The sequence below is a fragment of the uncultured Algibacter sp. genome, from assembly GCF_947495925.1.
Lineage (GTDB): Bacteria > Bacteroidota > Bacteroidia > Flavobacteriales > Flavobacteriaceae > Algibacter_E.
On sequence record NZ_CANMAU010000007.1, the window covers coordinates 54,133 to 75,384 of the forward strand.

Consider the following 21,252-nt stretch of genomic DNA (forward strand, 5'->3'; position numbering starts at 1 on the left):
GTAGACTAATTGAACTATAATATATTTGCCACCGGTTTTGGGGAGATACTCAAGCGGCCAACGAGGGCAGACTGTAAATCTGCTGACTACGTCTTCGCAGGTTCGAATCCTGCTCTCCCCACTATAAAAAACAAAAAAGTCTGCATTTGCAGACTTTTTTGTTTTTTATTAATCTATGTTAAACTACATCGTATAGAAAAACTGTTCGTTTACAATTTTTCCATCATTTACTTCAAAAATACATAATTCTTCCATTTGTTGTCTGCCCCGATCTTTGAAAGTTACATCAAAGCTCATTTTACTCGTAAAGTGGTTATCAGCAATTATAGGATCACTTATATCACCACTATGAAATTCAACAACGTTATCTAACCATTGCTTACTTTTTTCTAAAACACTTTGTTTTCCCGTAACTAATTCTCCGTAAGGTACTCCTGGCATTTCTTTACTGGTAACGTTTTCTCCATAAAGCGCTTCAATACATTCGATGTTTTTCCCTTCCCGACACATTTGTGCCCACTGATCTGCGACTTCTTTTGTACTCATTTTTTTAGTTTTTTGATGAGTTTAAAATTAGGGAATTTAGGAATACTATAATCTTAATAAAATGTTATGATTACGAATTCAACGCTTCTTTGTAAACTTTTAAACAACGTTCTCGAGCAAATTTATGTTCTACAATAGGGGTAGAATAGGTTAATTCTTGAAACTCTGGAATCCAGGTTTTAATATATTCTAGGTTTTTGTCAAATTTTTGTACTTGTGTTGTAGGGTTGAAAATTCTAAAGTAAGGAGCAGCATCAACTCCACAACCTGCTACCCATTGCCAGTTACCCACATTACTGGCCATATCATAATCGTGAAGCTTTTCGGCAAAGTAAGCTTCTCCCCAACGCCAATCGATAAGAAGATGTTTGCAAAGAAAACTACCTACTAGCATGCGTACTCTATTATGCATAAACCCCGTTTTGTTTAGTTGCCTCATTCCGGCATCGACTAAAGGGTAGCCTGTTTTGCCTTCACACCAAGCCTTAAATTCAGTTTCATTATTTCGCCATACAATGCGATCGTATTGCGGTTTAAAGCTTTGAGTTTGAGTTTGAGGAAAGTGCCACAATATTTGCATAAAATATTCTCGCCAAATTAATTCTTGCCAGAATATTTCATTTGGTTCGGCAATAGCTTTGTTCACGATAGACCGAACACTTACAGTTCCAAATCTTAAGTAAGGACCTAGTTTTGATGTACTGTCTTTGGCTGGAAAATTTCTTAAAACTTCATAGTTTTTAATTAGGTTTGGAGAAACTTGATAGGCTTCTATGTGTTGATTGGAACCCTCAAACCCTATATCAGATAGTCTTAAATTTGTTCTTTCCTTAACTGCAATCAAATTATTTAAAAGAGTTTCAGAGGCATAGGTTTTTAAGGTGTTTTTTCTAAAAGTCTCTTTCCAACGTTTCATATATGGTGTATAAACCAAATATGGGGTCCCGTCTTTTTTAACAATATCTTCTTTTTCGAATATAACTTGATCTTTATAGGTTTTAAAGCTAATTTCTTGTGCTTTCGTTAATTCATAAACCTCTAAGTCTCTTTTTCTAGCGTATGGTTCGTAATCATGATTTGCGTAAACCACTTGAATATGATGCTTTTTAAGAAGTTGTTTTAATATGTCTATAGGTTTGCCGTAGTAAAATGAAATAGCAGTGTTGTGTTCTGTTTTAAGTCTGTTATTAAGTTTCTGTAACGAACGATATATAAAAGTGACCCGCGCATCATTTTTTGGCAAGTTTTCTAATATATCAGAATCAAAAATAAAAATAGGAAGAACTTTATTATTCCCATTTAATGCTTCAAAAAGGCCATGATTATCTTCTAGTCTTAAGTCACGGCGAAACCAGAAAATATTTAAAGGTTCTTTCATTTAATATTTGCCAAAGAGTTCTTCTAGTTTCGTAGTTCTGTAACTGAAAATTTCTTCTAGTTTAGGTTTAACTAATATAGGGTGTACTAATTGCCCAAGTATTCCAAATGGAACTTTGTAATCAATAATATCTTCCATCTCAACCCCACCTTTAATTTCTTTAATAAAGTGTTTGTGGTGCCAAAGTGCATAAGGGCCAAAACGCTGTTCGTCTACAAAATAACGTTTGTCTATCGCATGAGTTATTTCGGTCACCCACTTCGTTTTTATCCCCAAAACAGGTGTAACGATGTACTGAATAATCTGTCCAGCAAACATAGGTCTGTCTGCACCCGATAAGATATTAAACCCCATATAATCTGGTGTAATGGTCTTTAAATTTTTCGGGTTTGAAAGAAAATCCCAAGCTTGTTCTAGAGTGATAGGTAAATTTTGCTTTTTATGTAGGCGGTAAATTTTCATTTAATTATGAATTAAAATATACATATTTAATGAGGTTGCAATGCACAACCAAATAAAATAAGGGAGAATTAAAAGTGTTTTTAGTTTTAAAATATTTCTGAAGTCATAGAGAAAAATTGAGACGACAGTGGTCAATAACAGAATACAAAGTAAACCAAGCCCGATAAGGTGCTGATTAAAAAATATATAGTTCCAAATCACGTTCAAAACGAATTGGATGGAAAATAACCCAATAACTTTTGGAGTTGATAATATTGAAGAAAGCAAAGCCATATAAATGGAAAAGCACACCATAATAGTTGTCCACGCCGCACCAAATACCCATCCTGGAGGTGTCCATGGTGCTTTGTTTAAGCTTATATACCATGCCGTTTGTGGCCCATTAGCCATGAGTAAGGTGCCGATTGCCAGAGCACCAAAGTTTATAACTAAAAAAATAAGAATTAATTTAAGCAGCCTCATTATTTAGATCATTAAGTATTTTAGCGATGTCTTGGGCTTCAGCAAATTTCTTATCGCTTGCCGATCGATTAATACTTGAAAGCTCATGCCATTCTTGCATTAGTTTTTTAAACTTTTCTTCTAGTTTTTCTTTTTGTGATTTTTTTTTAAATAATCCGAACATAGCATTTATTTTAAGTGTTTTGTTATTTTGGGATTTAATGGGTTTGTCGTTGAAAAGTAATAGTCTATAAGATGCCCTTGTTTATCAATTAGATATTTTTGAAAATTCCATTTAACCGATGAACTTTTCACTCTATTTTTTGACCTTTGAGTGAGCCAAACATATAAGGGGTGCTGATTTTTTCCTTTAACATCAATCTTTTCAGTAATTAAAAAGCTAACTCCATAGTTTATTTTACAGAAAGAATCAATAGTACCTGCGTTTTCTGGTTCTTGACTTCCAAACTGGTTACAGGGCACGCCTATGACTTGCAGTTGTGATTTATATTTTTCGTGTAGTTCCTGTAATTGGGTATACTGAGGTGTAAAACCACATTTTGAAGCTACATTGACTAAGAGTATATATTTCCCTCGAAATTGTGATAAATCAATAGGTTTATTACTGAGCGTTTTTATTTCAATATCATAAATGGAATCAGCATTTATTTTTTCTAGGTCTTGTTCTATGGTACCAACGGTAGCAAAAAAAGCTTTTACTGTATTCATATTTTTAAATTTTAAAACTTACGATACCGCAGTCCATTTCAAAAATTTGACCGGAGATAGATGAAGCACTATTTGATAATAAAAATTGTGCCATTTCTGCAACTTCCTCAGGCGACAAAAACTTTTTAAGAGGATGTCGTTCCGTGATATTTTTAATCATCTTGTCATTACGCAGTAGTTTTGATGCTAAGTTGGTATCTGTTACCGTAGGGGCAATGGCATTTACTCTTATAGTTGGGGCTAACTCTGCTCCTAAGGATTTTACTAAACCTTCAACCCCAGCTTTAGCAGCAGCAATACTGGCATGAAAAGGCATACCTAATTTGACTGCTACGGTACTAAATAATAAAATGGATGATGAGGAACTATTCTTTAGAAGAGGTAGGAAATGCTGGATAGCTTTTACGGCTCCAATAACATTGATTTCGAAATCATTTTTAAAATCTTGAATACTTAACCTGTTAATCGGTTTTAAATTGATGCTTCCAGGACAATATACCAAATCATCTGCCGAATCTATTTTTGGTAATTCGTCTTGCGTAATGTCGCAGCGATAGTGAGTTAGATTAGCATGACTGGTCTCAGGTGATGTCCGGCTAATATTTATAACTTTATTAGTACTAACTAATTTTTGAAGAATGGCATTTCCTATGCCCTTACTACCACCTATTACAACTACTGTTTTCATATGGTTTCAGGGCATGGTTTTATTTATGGCCTGCCCTTTAGCCTTTTTTCTATTTTTTGTTTAATCACCGTTAAACGTTTCATGAGATCCATAATTTCAGGATCTTTATTTTCCTTATATACGGTATTTAAACTTAATATTAAGTCTTTTACTTCTCTAGAAGATTCAATACGCTCACTAGTTGTTTTAAACGTGTGTCTGCGCTGTTCGAATTCTAAAGCTCTATCAATAATTTCCATAGTGTTTTTTAATCTTTATTCTATTTTATTGTGTTGTGAAATATTACAATACTTTTCACAATTTGCCAATATAATAAAATCTATGACATTATTGATTTTTATAGAGAATAATTACCTAAATTTTAATATATAGATTTATTTCTCAATGTTTTTTGCTGAATTGCAATAAATTAAGCCAAAACTGGAGCTTTTAATCTTTTTTCTACTTTTCTTTTAATTACAGTTAAGCGCTTCATGATATCCATGATTTTTTCATCTTTCTTTACCTTATAAATTTGATTAAGGTCTAAGATTAAGGCCTTGGCTTCTCTACCAATTTTTACACGATCACTCGTTGATAACGATCTCATTTTTCTTTGCTCAAATTCTAAAGCTCTGTTTATTAAATCCATAATATTAATTATTTATATAGTTTTGTAATTCTGTTATTTTTTCTGAATTCTTAAATAGCCCACCATAGTAGGCTGTAACTGTTGCTGAAGTATCATCTTTTATGCCTCTGGAAGATACACAGAGATGTTTAGCATCTATTATGACTGCAATATCTTCAGTATCCAATATTTTTTTTAATTCATTAGCTATTTGGTTTGTTAACCGTTCTTGTACCTGTGGTCTTTTGGCATAATACTGTACAATTCTGTTTAATTTAGATAAACCAATTACTTTACCTGATGAGACATAGGCTATATGCGTTTTACCTATAATGGGAACAAAATGGTGTTCGCAATTAGAGTAGAATGAAATGTTTTTTTCAACCAGCATTTGATTATATTGATATTTATTATCAAACAAGGCTACTTGCGGTTTGTTTTTAGGGTTTAAACCTGAGAATATTTCATCTATATACATTTTGGCTACACGGTTTGGAGTACCTTTTAAAGAGTCATCTGTTAAATCAAGCCCCATAACATCCATTATTTCTTCAAATAAGATGGCTATGCATTCTTTTTTTTGCGCATCACTAAGTTTAAAGGCATCCTCCTTTAATGGCGTTTCAAGTCCTGTAAACATATGGTCATCTCCTATATCTTCTATAGAAAAACCGTTTAATTTATATCCATTATGCTTTTTTTCTAGTGTGTCAATTTTCATAGTTTCTTTTTTTGTGCTGTTTTAAGGTTTAGCCTTAATCAAAGCACGTTAACGTTTTGATATTTTACTATGCGTTATTTGTTTTTGTCTTGAACATTTAAATCTTCCTGAGTAAAATGATCTTAATTTTTCATGTTTTGTTTTTCTACCTTTAACTCTTTTTCTCCAAAGTTTAAAACTACTCTGTTTTAATTCCAGTCTCATTAAGTTAATTACTTCTTGCTCTTTGAGACCAAATTGAAATTTTATAGCATCAAAAGTTGTTCGGTCTTCCCAGGCCATTTCAATAATTCTGTCATTATTTTGATGTGTTTCCCTCATACTCTTTGAAAGTTGTAAGCCAAATCATATTTTATTTTTTGATCCATCATTTTGTTAAAAAAGCTTTTATTCTCTTTAAAAGTTATGTTGTTAAGGAAGTGTATGAATTTACCTTGTGCATGAATACTTGATCCATTTGTTTTATAGACAACAAGTTGATAATAAGGTATAGCCCAGGTAAAACTTTCTAAACCCTTATTAATATATATGAGTATGCCTTTTATGCGAAGCTCAATGTTGGCGTAATTAACATCTGCTACGCCGTTCATGTATGACATTAAATTCGGACTAACATCGTTAATCACCATTCTTTTCGAGCCAATACCTTTCATTTTTAAGGATTCTAAAAATGAAAAAGGCTTTCCAACCAAATCTTCTAAAATCTCGCGATGCTCTTTATTAGTATATGTGGAATTTAAAACCATAATGTTTATGCTATTCCAAATATACAAAATGTTTAACTTATTTATTAAATAGTTAAACAAAATTATTTATAGAGCTATAAGATTGATTTATTAGTCTTTGGAGAGTTTATTAATCATACCAGAAAAGATAAATCCATGAAAAGGGAGAACAGTATACCAATACAAACGTCCCCAAATGCCACGCGGTCTGAATGTAGCTGTTTGTTTCAAATAATTATTCTCTATTTTAAATTCTAGCCATGCCTCGCCAGGTAAACGCATTTCGGCATAAAGCAATAGCTTTTGCTGATCTTTATCGGCAAAAATAACCCGCCAGAAATCTAAGGCATCACCAGCATCTAATTCAGTAGGACTTGTTCTACCTCGCCTTAATCCAATACCGCCAAAAATTTTATCGATATAACCTCTAATTCGCCATAAAATAGTTCCATAAAACCAACCATTTTTCCCACCAATACTCCAAATTTTGTCAATAGTTTCTTTTGAATTTGAAACATGACGTTGCTTGTAGTCTTTAAAACAACCAAATTTTGGTACGTTGATATATTTATGCAGATTGTTTTTAAGCCTCCCACTACTAATCATAGAATCTTTCCAGCTTGAAACGATGCTATTTTGTTCTATTTTTTCAAAAGCTAAGGCCACAGCATCTTTATACGTAAGCGGATTAACATTTAGAATACTATTAATTCTAGAACGTTTGCCTATGATTTGAATTCCCATGCTATCTACCAAGGAGGTCGCTAATTTATATGATGTTGAGGTAACGAAATACAGCCAGTATGATGACAATTTGGGTGTCATTACCGGCACCGTAATTATGTGTCGTTTTAAATTTCGTACTTCTGCAAATTGCAAAAGCATTTCTTTGTATGTAATTACTTCTGGACCAAAAACGTCATAAGATTTATTATATAAAAGTTCATTACCGGCAGAACGATATAGAAAGGCTAAAACGTCCCTTACAGCCAAAGGTTGTGTTTTTGTGTTAAGCCATTTTGGAGCAATCATAAAAGGTAACTTCTCAACTAAATCCCTAATTATTTCAAATGACGAGCTGCCAGATCCAACTATTATGCCTGCTTTAAATGTGGTTAGTGCGTATTTTTTCGATTTTAACGTGGTTTCAACTTGTTTTCTGGAGCTTAAATGTTTTGAAAGTTTTTCTTCGTTTGTAATACCACTTAAATATATAACTTGCTTTGCTTTTGAAGTTTCTACATAAGATTTGAAATTAATTGCGCATTGTTTTTCAAGTGATTTAAAATCTTTTGAAGAATTTGACATAGAGTGAATTAGATAATAAGCCACATCAATATCTATTGGTATATTATTAAGTGTTTTAGGTTTTAAAAAGTCAGCTTCAATAACAAATACTTTAGGATCTTCAGCATAACTTTTATCTGCTCTTAATCGATCTCTAACAACACATATCACCTTGTGCCCTTCGTTTAATAAAAAAGGGATTAAGCGCTTACCTATATAGCCAGTTGCTCCTGTTACAAGTATAGTCATTGCTCATTTATTAATTGTTTTGGTCTTTGGTAGCCAAAACGTACTTTGGTTTTAGGTATCACATATCCATCTAAGCCATTGATAGCTGCAACTTCAGCCTTCGGAAGATTTATAAGGCCATCTTCTTCAATGAGTTCATTATTAACATATAAACCTATTATTTTACCTACCACTAAGGTAGTATTGTTAGCTTTTATGTTATATTCTTCAACGTATTGCATAGCCAGTTGTATCGGACACCCGTTTACAAATGGTGCGTAAAAATCATTTTTATATTCTGATTGTAAACCCGTTACGTTAAATTCTGATATGTGGGAAGCATATTTAGCAGAAGTATGATGAGCATCTTGTCTAATACCTTTGTGAATATGATTTATAGTGTAAACACCTGATGATTTTAAATTCTCGTAGGTGTTTCTAACTACTGTGGTTGGTCTTAAAAAGAAACCGAGCATAGCTGGACTTGAACCAATGTGTACTACAGAACTAAATACGGCAACGTTTTCAATCCCCACTTTGGATTTACTTCCTATTAGGTTAGCTGATTTATACCCTGAACAGCTATTTATTAAGTTGATTTTATAAAGATGATCAAGATTCTGAATATCGGTTTCATTAAAGTGCTTCATGACAATCCTAAATAGTTATTTATTTTGATGTTTTGAGCTTTTAAATCGAACATTAAATTGTATAGACCAAAGAAGGTTCTATTCATATAGATAAAATGCTTCGATCCTCTATTACCATTCATTTTTTTTAGGTCTGTACTTTTAGAGTAACGTTCTCCTAATTCCGCTATTTGACCAAAAAAATTAGCATCTGAAAAATCAAATGTTTCATCATGAAATGGCTTTGAAAATAGGCTTAACATATCATGAAACATTTTGGTGAAAAAAATTATTTCAGCTTCAGTGTCATCTGTTCTTAAAATTTTTAATTCATATAGTTTGTCAATGAAGTAGGCTTCATTATTTAAGTTTTCTTTTTTTGCTAACATGAAATAGGGTGTGTAAAAATCTAAAGGGATAGTTTTCATACACCCAAAATCAAGGGCTATTAATTCTCCTTTTTCTGATACTAAAAAATTTCCTGGGTGAGGGTCGGCATGCACTTTTTTAAGATTGTGTATTTGGAACATATAAAAATCCCAAAGTGCCTGACCTATTTTATTTGATTCTATTTGGTTTTTATTATGTGCGGTGAACTCTGAAAGATGTTCTCCTTTCATGTAGTCCATTGTTAAAATGCGCTCTGATGAGTAGTCTTCATAATACTCTGGAAATAGTATGTTGGAAATGTGAGAGCAAGCCATAGTAATCTCTTTACTTTGCTTCATTTCCAACACATAATTCGTTTCTTCAATAAGTTTGTTTTCAACTTCTTTAAAATACTTATCGGAATCTTTACCTTTTATGTTGAACATACTCATAGCTATTGGTTTTACCATGGCTAGGTCTGATGTGATACTTTCTGCAACTCCTGGATATTGGATTTTCACAGCAAGTTGTTTCCCATTCTTTACAGCAATATGCACCTGACCGATGCTTGCAGCGTTCACAGAAGTTGCATTAAAAGTATCAAATATATGATCTGGTGTTTTACCAAAATATTTTTTAAATGTTTTTATAACCAATGGTGGGGACAATGGTGGTACTGAAAACTGAGCTAAAGAAAATTTCTCAACATAGGCCTGTGGTAAGATGCTTTTATCCATACTGAGCATTTGTGCTATTTTAAGGGCACTACCTTTAAGTTGCTTTAACCCATCGTAAATATCTTCGGCATTGTTTTTATTTAATCTGTTTTTGGCTTCTTCCTCAGAATTCACCATTTTTTCACCATAGTACTTAATGTAATTCACACCAACCTTGGCTCCGGTTGAAACCAATTTAGTAGCGCGTTGTATTTTTGATGTTGGTATGTTATCTATGGTCTTCATATTTTTACAAATTCATTTGAAATTTTTCTTTGAACAAGAATTTGCCCAAATCGAGAACACTTTTTAAGGGAGCAATATTCAAAACATCAAAGGTTGTATTGACCGATTTTTCAATAAAAATATCTGTTTTTTCAAATGAAGCAGAGGTGTCTTCTAACCAAAATTTTGTAGTTAATAACAATTGGAACCACGCAGATTCTTTTAGGGCGCTTTCTTGAATTTTTTCAAATTGCTCCTGCTTAATATTTAACATTTGTATCCCCAGCGTACTTACGTAATTCGTAAAATGATGTTTTAAACCAGATAAAACTTTAAGACCACTAAAGTCATTTTTATATTTATCTAAAACATACTTAACATAACTTCTGTTAGCTGTTAAGTTTTCAAAAAAGGTGTAATAGAAGCTAAGTAGTTTGTTACGGGCATCAAATATGTTATAGTCCTCGCTTTTATTGAGGGCTTTTAAGGAATTAGTAAGGAAAGCTTCAAAAATGCCTTTCTCTATAGCTTCAAAAGAAGCGAAGTATTGATAAAAATCTACTTCTTCAAAGTTATTAGCTTTACTAAAAGTATAAATAGAATTTGGATGCTGATTATGCTCCAGAACATACTCCATGTAGGAGGATATAATACTTTCTTGTGAGATTGCTTTTTTCTTCGCCATAACGGTTATATTTATGGTAAAGATACAAAATGTTTAATAAATAATTAAAAAAGTTAAACAAAATAAATATTTACTGCTTTATCTGTGCTAACAACAGTTATCATCTTTTACAAGTTTACAGCTAGAAACGCCAGTAATGGCCCCTAAAATGGGTGCTGTAATGTAGATCCATAAATATTGAAAGTTTCCAGTAAATAGGGCAGGAGCTATGGACCGAATAGGATTCATAGATGCTTTGGTCATCGGGCCTGCAAACATGGCTTCTAAAAGTATTACGCCTCCAACAGCAATTGCAGCCATGGTTCCTATTTCTTTACTTCCCGTAGAAACATTAATAATAACGATCATTAAAAAGAAGGTTAAAATAAATTCTAAAATGGCAGCTTTATATGAAGGAAATCCTTCTGCTGGTGTAGTTTCTCCCAAAAACTGACTTTCAGGAAACAGAAACCATAACATAAAAGCAGCAAGAATACCTCCTAGGGCTTGAGCAAGAATATATTTAGGAACTTTATTCCAAGAAAATTTTTTAGCAAAAGCAAAACCAATGGTTACAGCAGGATTAAAATGTGCACCAGAAATTTCACCAAAGGCATAGATCATGGCCATAACTATGAGCCCCCAAGTAGCAGCAACTCCAACATGCGATATGCCATTGTTAGTTATTTCGTTTATGGTCATGGCTCCACAACCACAAAATATCATGGCAAACGTTCCTATGGCTTCTGAAATGTATTGTTTCATTTTAAAATCTAAATTATTTACGTTAGGGATTGAAACGGTATCCTTTTGTTTTTATCAAAAGTATAGTGTAACAACCGACCTTTTGGTAACGTCCATCTTATTAAAGGCCAAATATACAATGTCTTATTTTAAGCTTTTGTTAACATTAATAGGAATTGTGTTATGTAAATTTATGCCAAATTTAATTTAACTATTACGAAATGAAAAAATTACTATTACTTTTTATGGCTTGTGCTACTGTATATTCAGTTAATGCACAGGTAACTACACCACAACCGAGTCCAGCATCTAAATTGGAGCAAAAGGTAGGATTGACTGATGTAACTATAGAATATTCTAGACCAGCGGTAAGAGAACGTGAAATTTTTGGAAACTTAGTACCATTTGATAAATTATGGAGAACAGGGGCTAATAAAAACACGGTAATTACTTTTAGTACAGATGCCACAGTTTTTGGCTCAAAATTGAAAGCCGGTTCTTATGCCATTTTCACGAAGCCTGGAAAAAGCAATTGGGAGGTTTACTTTTATGCAGACACAGAAAACTGGGGTACTCCTAAAGAATGGGATGATAGTAAGGTAATGGCAATGGGTGAAGTACCTGTTCATCCAGTTCCTTTTAGTATTGAAAACTTTACATTAGATATTAATAGTATCAAGAACGGTTCTGCTATTATAGATGTAATTTGGGAAAAAACCTATGTAGGTATTCCATTTACGGTACCAACAGATGATGCTGTTTTAGCTAGTATAAATGATGTTTTGGGAGGTACACCAACTGAGAATGATTATTTCTCTTCAGCGGTTTACTATTTACAAGAAGGCAAAGATATCAAACAAGCGCAAGAGTGGATTGATAAAGCGGTTGATATGACTAAGGATAAGCCACGTTTTTGGTTTTTAAGACAACAGTCTTTAATTCATGCTAAAGCAGGGGATACTGCAGGAGCAATTGCGGCAGCAAAAGCATCATTAGCAGGAGCAGAAGAAGCTGGAAATGCTGATTATGTAAAAATGAATACAGACTCTTTAAAAGAGTGGGAAGGACAGTAATTTAGTTATTATAAGTCTACTAGTTTACAAGAAATTTAAAGCGTAATCGTTAATGGTTACGCTTTTTTATTTTGTGCATTTTAACTCGCTTTCGCTGTTTCTTTTTATGTTCTTAATTTGTTTCAGTTTTTTAAGAGAAAACAAGTTATTTAGTTTTATCTAAATACGAGCAAACTAGGTGAAAAGGGTGCTGTTGCAGTCCTTAACGCCGCGCATATCCATTCTAATTCATAATATTAATAAACTAGATTAATCTGTTTTCTAACCAGATCTAAGGTTCGAATAAGTTGCTTGCTAAAGGCAAACGTCATGATGTTGCTTTCTGTTTTTCCCTCGCGCAGTAAACTATTAAAGTGAATAATTTCGTAGTTATATCCTATGGTTTTGTAGTTGAAATCTATCGTTTCTTCTTTTTTATCTTGAATGATACTCACTGTTGTTGGGGCATGAAAACCACTGTTAATTTTTATTAGTCCTTTTTCAAAGTAAAAAATAGCTTCACCTGGAGTGTCCTCAAGTAAGGTGCTTTTTAAATGGGCTTTCGCCTTATTATATTCAAAAACCATATCACAGGATGAGTCTGCTCCATTTTCAAAATAAGTGGCATTTGCTTCAATTTTACTAGGTATACCAAGAGAGGATAGGGCTGCAAAAATTGGATATATACCTATGTCCAGTAAGCTTCCACCACCTAGAGATTTATTGAATAATCTTGAGTCATTATCAAAAGCCCTGTAAAAACCAAAATCGGCTTCTAGTTTTTTTAAGCTCCCGAGGGTTTTGTCTTCAATAGCATTCAAAACATATTGATAATGCGGTAAGAAATAGGTCCAAAGGGCTTCCATAAGTAGAATATTTTTTTCTTTGGCTTTTGTAACCATTTGTTCAACTTCTTTCGCATTCATTGCAAATGGTTTTTCGCATAGCACTGCAATACCATGTTCTAAACACAGTAATGTATGTTCCTTATGCAACGCATGTGGCGTAGCGATATAAATGGCATCAATATTCTTATCTTCAACAAGAGCCTTATAACTGTGGTAAGCTTTATTGGCGTTGTACTTATTAGAAAACTGGTCTGCTTTGTTTTGAGACCTTGATGCTACAGCGTATAAGTTAGCGTTTTCAATAGTTAGTAAATCTGTTGCAAATTTATGGGCAATGTTACCCAGTCCTAAAATACCCCAGTTTATAGTTTTATACTTTGATTTTTTTATCATTTGGATGTATAATTTGAATAAGGCATGCAATGCTAATAACGATAATGCAGCCTACAAAATTTAACCACAGAAAAGGTAAATTAATAAGCTCATACTCGTTAAGTAAAAAAAGTGAAATCACTAAAACTTGGGTGATTAAGGCGGCAATAAAAACGGCGTTACCTTTAACAAACTTAAAAAAGAAAGCGAGTAAAAATATACCCAAAACATTACCATAGAATATGGAACCTATGATATTAACAAGTTGAATTAAATTTTCAGCAAGATTTGCTACACAGGCCACTCCAATGGCTATAAGTCCCCATGCAAAAGTAAACCAGCGAGATGCTTTTACCATCTCTTCTTCGGTCTTTTCACTAGTATTTCGTTTATATAAGTCAATTGTTGTTGTAGAGCCTAAAGCATTTAATTCACTTGCCGTACTAGACATAGCCGCACTTAAAATTACAGCTAATAAAAGACCAATTAACCCACGAGGTAAATTGTTTAAAATGAAATGAATAAAAACATAGTCTTTATCGTTACTCTCAATCTTGATGTCTTGACTTTTAGAAGCTTTATCAATTAAGATTCTAGCCTCACTTCTTATTTCTTCATTTGCTTGGTTGGCTATAGAAATGTATTGGGCCGCGTGGTTTGTTTCTGAGGAAACATAGGCTTCGATAATTTTTTGCTTATCATTAAAAATAGCGTGCTGTTCTTTTTGAAGGGCTTTGTAATCCTGAGCATATTCAGAATTTAAAACCACCTCAGTAGCAGTAGGATTGAAATTAACCGGAGCTTCGTTAAATTGATAAAAAACAAATACCATGACCCCAACAAGCAATATAAAAAATTGCATAGGGACTTTTAAAATGCCATTAAATATTAAGCCTAATTGCATTTCTTTTACTGATTTTCCTGATAAATATCTTTGAACCTGACTTTGATCTGTTCCAAAATAGGATAACATTAAAAATGTACCCCCGATAATACCACTCCAAAATGTATAACGATTATTTAAATCAAATGAAAAATCTAGGACTTCCATTTTGCCACTAGCACCTGCTATTTCAAGAGCTTTGGTAAATGTAATGTCTTGAGGGAGTTTATCTACTATTAAAAAGAAGGCTACCAGCATGCCAATAAAAATCACCACCATTTGATGTTTTTGAGTGACATTAACGGCTCGTGTTCCCCCAGAAACAGTATAAACTATTACTAAAAATCCAATAACTATATTTAGTGTCAACAAATCCCAACCTAAAACAACAGATAAAATAATAGCAGGAGCAAAAATGGTAATGCCAGCTGCTAACCCCCGCTGAATTAGAAATAGTATGGCGGCTAAAGTTCTCGTTTTTAAATCAAAACGATTTTCTAAAAATTCATACGCAGTATATACTTTTAGGCGGTAGTATAAAGGAATAAAAACCATGCATATGACTACCATGGCTATGGGAAGCCCAAAGTAAAATTGTACAAAGCCCATACCATCATTAAAGGCTTGACCCGGGGTTGACAAAAAGGTAATAGCGCTAGCTTGAGTAGCCATTACAGATAAACCAATAGTCCACCATTTTGAATTATTTCCGCCTCGTAAATAGTCTTTTACATTTTTACTACCTCTGGTTTGCAGTGTGCCGTAAGTAACAATAGCAATGAGTGTAAAGCATAAAACCGTCCAGTCAATCCAACTTAAAACTTGCATATTTAAAACGATTTTGTAATCAGATAAAATGCTATAAAGTAAATAGCATTGGCTATTAAAACAACTGAATATAGCTTAAGCCAAGTTTGTTTTGGTTCTTCTTTTTTCATAGTTAATCGTTTAGTTTAGCTTCTAACTCGATATTTTCTTTACCAATCGATAACATATTTGCAAATAACCTATATGCTCCTGATACTCCAGCTGGAAATTCTCTAAAAAAGCTTAACCCTGTATATATAAAGTAACCTTTACCGTACTTGGCAACAAGTAAACTGCCCTCTTTTGCTGTTTCACCTTTATCATTCATAGATAAAATTGGCGTAAACTCACTGGACCATGAATTTGGAAAATATAATCCACGTTCTTGGGTCCAGCCTTCAAAATCCTTTTGAGTAATTTTATTTGGAGTATTAAGGATTTCATGCTTGGGCGCAAGGAAACGAACTTCAGCATTTTCATCTGTAACACGGTCTCTTGAGAGATTTAACTCATATGGAGTCAATTTTTCAGCTTTTAAACGATAGTTCGTGTTGTATTGCATTATCATATTTCCTCCTTGGGCTACAAAATCAAAAAGTTGTTTTTGTTTAAACTGTAGCTCATCAATGGTATTAAAAGCTCTTATGCCAACCACAACAGCGTCAAATCTGTTTAATGTTTCGGGGTTTATATCATCAAGCTTAAGTATTCTAACATTATATCCAATTTGCTCTAAGCTTTCCGGAACCACATCACCTGCACCTTGAATATACCCAATGTTTTCCCCTGTCTTTTTGATATCTAAGCGAACCACTTTGCTTTCACTTGGTAATAAAACCGTTTGAAAGGGAATATGGTCATAATCAATTTCAATGAGTTCTTTAGTGTATGTTTTATCATCTACGTGAACAATGGGGCCTATGAAACCTTCACTTCCTGTTTTTGGCGGGATAACGGTGAAAACTATATTTTGTTCTTCTCCTTTATGTGCTATAGACACTCTTTGAGATTTTGGAAAAACATTCCAATTCTTGGGGTGGCATAGTTCAATACTACCTTCAAGATTATCATGACCAGATTTAACAATTACATGGACTTCATGTTGTTCATCAGTATCAAAAATAATGACTTGTTCTGTAATTTTTGCTGAAACTTCAGGAATAATTTCAAATGGTCTGTATAATTCACCTTTGTCTGGTTTTGAGAAACGATGTACGATATTTTTTGTAAATGTAAATGGAACATTATCAATTAAAACATTAAAGTCTATTTTATAAACAGGTGGGGTTTCTGGAAGCCCAATGAGTTTGGAGTCCTCCACTACATACATACCTAAAGTACCTTTTTTGTTTAACCAATAAGGGGTAGTAGGCTGCTGGCTACTTTTAATTTTTAAATTCTCCTCAAAGAGAAACCTTGTGTTGTTTTTTAGCTCAATATTTTTTGGGATATTTACTCCACTAGAATTTGTAATACTTAATAAGGTAATTGGAGTAGTGCTTCTGTTTAGAACCTCTAAATCAAGTTTGATAGACTCATTTGCTGTAGACCAATTAGATTCGGCAGAGGCTTCTAAATACAAACCAGCACACATTTCTATAATTTCTTTAAGCTCTTTAGTTTTTCTAGTTTTCCAATGGTCATCTTCAATGTTTTGAAGTAATTTATACGCTTTAATTAATTGCGGAATATGAATTGCCGGATTCGAAAAGTTAAAGTTGTCTTCAACATCATATAAAATATCCCCAATGGCTGAACCACCCAATACGCGGTTCCAAGAGGTGTCGATACCTGAAAAAACATTTTCGTTGTCGGTTAATGGAGTACCTTTTAGGAATTCAACGTATTCTTCTTGAGAGCCTCTTTGAGACAAACGTCCGAACCCTTGACATAAATGCTGACTACTTGCCAACGAGGCTACTTCGTTATTAGATAAACCTTTAAGTGGGTAATAAGTACCTATATTGAAACCAATCATGTTGGTTTTATCAGCTTTATCAAAATTTTCTTGACTACCGTAAAACCACCAGCTTGTATTGAAGAACAAACGTTGAGGTTTCCATAGGCTGGTTTGATTTAGTTGGTCTGTATATGCAGATTGATCATTAGCCAAATCAAAAGCTTCAACACTTAGCATAGCAGAACTAGTATGGTGACCATGAGTGGTCCCTGGTGTTCTGTGATCAAATCGGTTTATTATAATGTCTGGTTTAAATTGTCTAATAGCCAAAACCACATCGCTAAGTACTTCGTTTTTATCCCAAATTTCTAGTGTTTCATCAGGATGTTTGGAGTAGCCAAAATCGTTAGCTCTTGTGAAAATTTGCTCGCCACCATCAACTCTTCTTGCAGCGAGTAATTCTTGTGTTCTTATCACCCCTAATAATTCTCGAATTTCTGGACCAATTAAGTTTTGTCCGCCATCTCCTCGTGTTAAAGATAAATATGCTGTTCTAGCTTTAATTTGGTTAGACATATATGAGATAAGGCGTGTGTTTTCATCATCTGGATGAGCAGCTATATACAGAACAGAGCCTAGAAAATTTAATTTTTGAATGGACTCATAAATATTTGAGGCCGAAGGGGTAATAGGTTTTTGGGCAATAGCATGTGACAAAGGAAGTGCTGCTATTAGTAATAAAAGTAGTTTTTTATACATGATTTTTAGTTAACTAAAAACCAAATATAGGAAAGTTATGTACCCTTTAAATGTGTTTTAAAGTTTCTTTAACTAATATGTTTTTTGATTGAAGTCCTTGAGGTTTTAAGGAATTTCATTGTTACTAGTATTTAAGATTTGAGTTCTTTGTAAATAGAAATGAGAACCTTAATCAATTAATGAATTTATAGCGCAAGCATAATTATTAAGTATATGTAATAACATTTATGTTTATTCAATTCACCTAATCTAATTTAACTCGTTCTTCTCTGTTCGCTAATTCCCAAGCTGTGTGAAAAATAAGTTTAGCACGCGTTTCTAAGAATTCATAATTTATTTTATCCGGAGTATCTGAAGGTTTGTGGTAATCAGCATGAGTGCCATTAAAATAAAAAATTACAGGGATATTATTTTTTGCAAAATTATAGTGGTCGGACCTATAATAAAAACGATTTGGGTCATTATCAGCATTATAGGTATAGTCGAATTCTAAGTTGAAATATGTTTTATTAACCTCTTCAGAAAGGTCGTGTAATTCTGTGCTCAATTTATCTGAGCCAATTAAGTACAAATAATTTTTACCATCTTCATGCTTAGGATCAACTCTACCAATCATATCAATATTTAAATTGGCAACTGTATTTTTTAAAGGAAAAATAGGGTCTTCATCTGCGTAATAGCGCGAACCATAAAGTCCTATTTCCTCTCCAGTAACATGTAAAAATAAAATAGAACGCTTTGGGCCATCACCTTTTTTTTCAGCAGCTTTAAAAGCTTCAGCTATTTCTAAAATAGCAACAGTGCCAGAACCATCGTCATCAGCACCGTTATTGATTTCGCCTTCTCCTGAAATACCTATATGATCAAGGTGTGCTGAAATAATAACGATTTCTTCTGGTTTCTCAGAGCCTTTAATATAGGCCAATACATTTTCTGAAGCCTTAATATCTCCTTTAAAATAAGATTCTGGAATTTCTTGAAAATAGTCGCCTTCACTTATTGGAGAAGGAATATTATTAGCAACATAATGTGATTTAATAAATTCAATGGCCTTTTTTTGACCAGGTTCTCCTGTTTTTCGACCTTCAAAATCATCCGAAGCATACGTGTATAACATCTTTTTTAACTCCTTGGAGGTTATTGTTTTAGCGTAAGTTTCTGCCTTAACGTTTTTTTTATTGTTGTTTTGAGAGTTACTACAAGAAATCAATAGGAGAGATGCGACGACAAAAGTAACTAGATTCTTCAAAATTGAAATTTTTAGTAATTGATACGCTATATTACAAAAATATAGGCATATTAGTGCTATTCTGATTTAGCTACTTCAATAGTTTATTATTTTCATCTGTAACCAATCGATTTTCTTGGTTTGCAATTTGCCACGCTGTAGAAAAAATGAGTTTGGTGCGTTTAGCAAGAAGCGGATAGTCTATTTTATCAGGCGTATCAGAGGGTCTATGATAGTCATCATGGACGCCATTAAAATAAAAAATAACAGGAATTCCTTTAAGAGCAAATTGATAATGATCAGAACGTTCAAAATAATGGTTATGGTCGTTTTCAGCATTAAACCTATAGTCAATATTGATATTATAGAATGTGTTATTTACTTTTTCTGAGAGGTAAAGTAATTCTTTGCTCAATCTATCAACGCCAATTAAATAAATATAATTTTCATCATTTTCATGAAATTTGTCTACACGTCCTATCATGTCAATATTTAAATCAACAACCGTATTTTCCAACGGAAATATAGGGTGATTAACGTAAAATACCGCTCCCTGTTCTCCTATTTCTTCGGCTGTTAAATGTAAAAAGAGGATACTGCGCTTAGGGCCATAACCAGCTTGTTTTGCCATATTAAAGGCTTGTGCCATTTCCATTAATGCTACTGTGCCAGAACCATCGTCGTCAGCTCCATTATTGATTTTACCGTCATCAGTTATTCCAAGATGATCTAAGTGAGAAGAAATGATTATGACTTCCTGAGGTGTAGTCGTGCCTTTAATATAGGCCAACACGTTTTCAGTGCTTTTTATATCATTTGAAAAAAAACTCTCAGGAATCATTTGAAAATAATTGTCACCCCCAAATGGTGATTTAATTTGCTGGTCTTGATAGTAAGTTTTTAGAAATTCAGCTGCGAGTTTTTGACCTTTTTCTCCAACCTTTCGTCCTTCATATTTGTCTGACGCAAATTCATATAGATGCACTTTTAATTCAGCTTCAGTAATGGTGTTTGCAAATTTTGATATTAATGTACTGTCCGTAATTTCAATACTGTCTTTTACGTTTTGAATTTTTACTGTGTACTTTGGCGTTGAGCATGTGCCAACTAGCACAGTAAGAGAAAGAATAAATAGAATTTTCATGTGAGGTATAATAGCGATGCTAATATATAAATATTTTGAAGAAATTACTTACCATTGAGTTTCTATTATTTTGAACAACTGATATTTGTCATAGTAAATTTTTAGTGTTTCTGGTAAATTTACTTCGCAATCAATTGTCTTGATCATGAAAAATATATTATTACCAACCGATTTTTCAAAAAACTCCATGAATGCCATTCGTTTTTCTATGGACTTAATGCGAGGGGAGGCTTGTAGGTTTTATTTTTTGAATGTGCAAAAGGCGTCATCATTTATTTCAGATGATATGATGGTAGTTAGCTCTTCTGCAACCATTTACAAAACAATTATTAACGCTGCAAAAAAGTCTATTGATAATATAATTTCTGCTATTAACACAGACTACCCTTGCGAGAACTTCGAGTGTTATTCTATAGTAGATTATGATAATTTTATTGATGCCATAAATCAAATTATTATCAGAGAGCATATTGATCTTATAATTATGGGTACTAAGGGAGCTACTGGTTTAACCAAGACTTTATTTGGAAGCAATACAGTAAGGGTTATTCAGCGCTGCACCGCACCTGTTTTAGTTATACCAGATAATTGTAAGTATACTAATTTGAATAAAATAGTTTTTACGACAAATAACTTGCCTTTATTGAGCCATAATGAGTTAGAGCCTTTAAAAGAGTTTATAGATAATTACAATGCAAAATTAAAAATACTTCATGTGGCAGATGAGCATCATTTAGCACAAAATCAAACCACTAACAAGGTTTTTTTTGAAACACATTTCGTTAATGCAATGCATGATTTTGTGGATTCAAATTCTCAAGATATCTTTCATGCCATTCAAGATTATTTGAAAAATAATGACATTAAATTGTTAGCTATGATGAGTAAAAAACATTCCTTTATAGAACGTTTGTTTACAGAGCACTTGGTTGAAACCTTGGCTTTTCAAATTGATATTCCTTTTTTAGTAATGCATAGTCATTCGCTGTAATGAGTTTCCATTTTCTTTTAGAATTGAGGCCGTGTTTTTGAATGATTTTTAAAGTTAAATATTTACACTTAACTTTAGAGTTTAAACAATCCAACCAAACCCCCTA

Annotated in this window: 24 protein-coding genes and 1 tRNA gene; 3 read left to right on the top strand and 22 right to left on the bottom strand. The window is 33.1% G+C overall.

Going from position 1 to position 21,252, the window contains the following annotated elements; translation table 11 throughout:
* Window positions 1–39: 39 nt before the first annotated feature.
* Window positions 40–121, top strand: a tRNA-Tyr gene (locus Q0857_RS14830).
* Window positions 122–183: 62 nt separating this feature from the next.
* Here Q0857_RS14830 and Q0857_RS14835 read toward each other — a convergent pair.
* The 17 genes from Q0857_RS14835 to Q0857_RS14915 all read right to left on the bottom strand — a co-directional run bounded on the left by Q0857_RS14835 (window position 184) and on the right by Q0857_RS14915 (window position 11,183).
* Entirely contained in the window at window positions 184–546 is a 363-nt protein-coding gene (locus Q0857_RS14835; protein ID WP_298536896.1) for a SnoaL-like domain-containing protein, read from the bottom strand.
* Between the two features lie 70 nt (window positions 547–616).
* On the bottom strand, window positions 617–1,924 hold the full coding sequence (locus tag Q0857_RS14840) for a deoxyribodipyrimidine photo-lyase (protein ID WP_298536899.1): 1,308 nt from the start codon (window positions 1,922–1,924) through the stop codon (window positions 617–619).
* Window positions 1,925–2,386 carry an SRPBCC family protein gene (locus Q0857_RS14845; protein ID WP_298536904.1) on the bottom strand — a complete coding sequence of 154 codons (462 nt, stop codon included), beginning with the start codon at window positions 2,384–2,386 and terminating at the stop codon, window positions 1,925–1,927.
* A complete protein-coding gene (locus Q0857_RS14850; protein ID WP_298536907.1) occupies window positions 2,387–2,848 on the bottom strand; it encodes a TspO/MBR family protein in 462 nt (153 codons plus the stop codon).
* The gene (locus tag Q0857_RS14855) at window positions 2,835–3,011 is read right to left on the bottom strand and encodes a Lacal_2735 family protein (RefSeq protein WP_298536910.1); all 177 of its coding nucleotides are present in this window, start codon (window positions 3,009–3,011) and stop codon (window positions 2,835–2,837) included. Before Q0857_RS14855 ends, Q0857_RS14850 begins: the two co-directional genes overlap by 14 nt.
* A 5-nt stretch (window positions 3,012–3,016) precedes the next feature.
* Complete coding sequence (locus Q0857_RS14860; protein WP_298536913.1) at window positions 3,017–3,556, bottom strand: glutathione peroxidase; 540 nt, start codon at window positions 3,554–3,556, stop codon at window positions 3,017–3,019.
* Between the two features lie 4 nt (window positions 3,557–3,560).
* The gene (locus Q0857_RS14865; protein WP_298536916.1) at window positions 3,561–4,244 is read right to left on the bottom strand and encodes an SDR family NAD(P)-dependent oxidoreductase; all 684 of its coding nucleotides are present in this window, start codon (window positions 4,242–4,244) and stop codon (window positions 3,561–3,563) included.
* 23 nt (window positions 4,245–4,267) lie between these two features.
* Window positions 4,268–4,483, bottom strand: a complete 216-nt coding sequence (locus Q0857_RS14870; RefSeq protein WP_298536919.1) for a hypothetical protein — start codon at window positions 4,481–4,483, stop codon at window positions 4,268–4,270.
* Between the two features lie 170 nt (window positions 4,484–4,653).
* The gene (locus Q0857_RS14875; RefSeq protein ID WP_298536922.1) at window positions 4,654–4,875 is read right to left on the bottom strand and encodes a hypothetical protein; all 222 of its coding nucleotides are present in this window, start codon (window positions 4,873–4,875) and stop codon (window positions 4,654–4,656) included.
* Window positions 4,876–4,879: 4 nt separating this feature from the next.
* Window positions 4,880–5,575 carry a GTP cyclohydrolase I FolE gene (folE, locus tag Q0857_RS14880; RefSeq protein WP_298536925.1) on the bottom strand — a complete coding sequence of 232 codons (696 nt, stop codon included), beginning with the start codon at window positions 5,573–5,575 and terminating at the stop codon, window positions 4,880–4,882.
* Window positions 5,576–5,623: 48 nt separating this feature from the next.
* Window positions 5,624–5,896, bottom strand: coding sequence for a TIGR03643 family protein (locus tag Q0857_RS14885; RefSeq protein WP_298536927.1), 273 nt, complete (start codon window positions 5,894–5,896; stop codon window positions 5,624–5,626).
* Window positions 5,893–6,321 carry a hypothetical protein gene (locus Q0857_RS14890; protein ID WP_298536930.1) on the bottom strand — a complete coding sequence of 143 codons (429 nt, stop codon included), beginning with the start codon at window positions 6,319–6,321 and terminating at the stop codon, window positions 5,893–5,895. Before Q0857_RS14890 ends, Q0857_RS14885 begins: the two co-directional genes overlap by 4 nt.
* A gap of 90 nt (window positions 6,322–6,411) precedes the next feature.
* Entirely contained in the window at window positions 6,412–7,836 is a 1,425-nt protein-coding gene (locus Q0857_RS14895) for an SDR family oxidoreductase (protein WP_298536933.1), read from the bottom strand.
* Complete coding sequence (locus Q0857_RS14900) at window positions 7,833–8,465, bottom strand: flavin reductase (protein ID WP_298536937.1); 633 nt, start codon at window positions 8,463–8,465, stop codon at window positions 7,833–7,835. The genes Q0857_RS14895 and Q0857_RS14900 overlap by 4 nt, the downstream gene beginning before the upstream one ends.
* Complete coding sequence (locus tag Q0857_RS14905; RefSeq protein WP_298536940.1) at window positions 8,462–9,775, bottom strand: AarF/UbiB family protein; 1,314 nt, start codon at window positions 9,773–9,775, stop codon at window positions 8,462–8,464. The genes Q0857_RS14900 and Q0857_RS14905 overlap by 4 nt, the downstream gene beginning before the upstream one ends.
* Before the next feature lie 4 nt (window positions 9,776–9,779).
* Window positions 9,780–10,439 (bottom strand): TetR family transcriptional regulator C-terminal domain-containing protein, encoded by a 660-nt coding sequence (locus Q0857_RS14910; protein ID WP_298536943.1) that lies wholly within the window; start codon window positions 10,437–10,439, stop codon window positions 9,780–9,782.
* A gap of 87 nt (window positions 10,440–10,526) precedes the next feature.
* Window positions 10,527–11,183: an MIP/aquaporin family protein gene (locus tag Q0857_RS14915; RefSeq protein ID WP_298536947.1), complete on the bottom strand. Its 657-nt coding sequence runs from the start codon at window positions 11,181–11,183 to the stop codon at window positions 10,527–10,529.
* A 200-nt stretch (window positions 11,184–11,383) separates the two neighbouring features.
* On the opposite strand from Q0857_RS14915, the gene Q0857_RS14920 reads away from it, so the two are divergent.
* Window positions 11,384–12,235 (top strand): DUF2911 domain-containing protein, encoded by an 852-nt coding sequence (locus Q0857_RS14920; protein WP_298536950.1) that lies wholly within the window; start codon window positions 11,384–11,386, stop codon window positions 12,233–12,235.
* A 236-nt stretch (window positions 12,236–12,471) separates the two neighbouring features.
* On the opposite strand, the gene Q0857_RS14925 is transcribed toward Q0857_RS14920, so the two are convergent.
* The 5 genes from Q0857_RS14925 to Q0857_RS14945 form a co-directional block, all read right to left on the bottom strand.
* Window positions 12,472–13,455 carry a Gfo/Idh/MocA family oxidoreductase gene (locus Q0857_RS14925; RefSeq protein ID WP_298536953.1) on the bottom strand — a complete coding sequence of 328 codons (984 nt, stop codon included), beginning with the start codon at window positions 13,453–13,455 and terminating at the stop codon, window positions 12,472–12,474.
* Window positions 13,433–15,145 carry a sodium:solute symporter gene (locus Q0857_RS14930; protein WP_298536956.1) on the bottom strand — a complete coding sequence of 571 codons (1,713 nt, stop codon included), beginning with the start codon at window positions 15,143–15,145 and terminating at the stop codon, window positions 13,433–13,435. The genes Q0857_RS14925 and Q0857_RS14930 overlap by 23 nt, the downstream gene beginning before the upstream one ends.
* A 112-nt stretch (window positions 15,146–15,257) precedes the next feature.
* Window positions 15,258–17,783, bottom strand: a complete 2,526-nt coding sequence (locus Q0857_RS14935; protein WP_298536960.1) for a PIG-L family deacetylase — start codon at window positions 17,781–17,783, stop codon at window positions 15,258–15,260.
* A gap of 244 nt (window positions 17,784–18,027) precedes the next feature.
* The gene (locus Q0857_RS14940) at window positions 18,028–19,032 is read right to left on the bottom strand and encodes a M28 family metallopeptidase (RefSeq protein WP_298536963.1); all 1,005 of its coding nucleotides are present in this window, start codon (window positions 19,030–19,032) and stop codon (window positions 18,028–18,030) included.
* A gap of 70 nt (window positions 19,033–19,102) precedes the next feature.
* Window positions 19,103–20,155, bottom strand: a complete 1,053-nt coding sequence (locus tag Q0857_RS14945; RefSeq protein WP_298536966.1) for a M28 family peptidase — start codon at window positions 20,153–20,155, stop codon at window positions 19,103–19,105.
* 145 nt (window positions 20,156–20,300) lie between these two features.
* Here Q0857_RS14945 and Q0857_RS14950 point away from each other — a divergent pair, with 145 nt between their 5' ends.
* Window positions 20,301–21,146, top strand: coding sequence for a universal stress protein (locus Q0857_RS14950; RefSeq protein ID WP_298536969.1), 846 nt, complete (start codon window positions 20,301–20,303; stop codon window positions 21,144–21,146).
* Window positions 21,147–21,252: the final 106 nt, after the last annotated feature.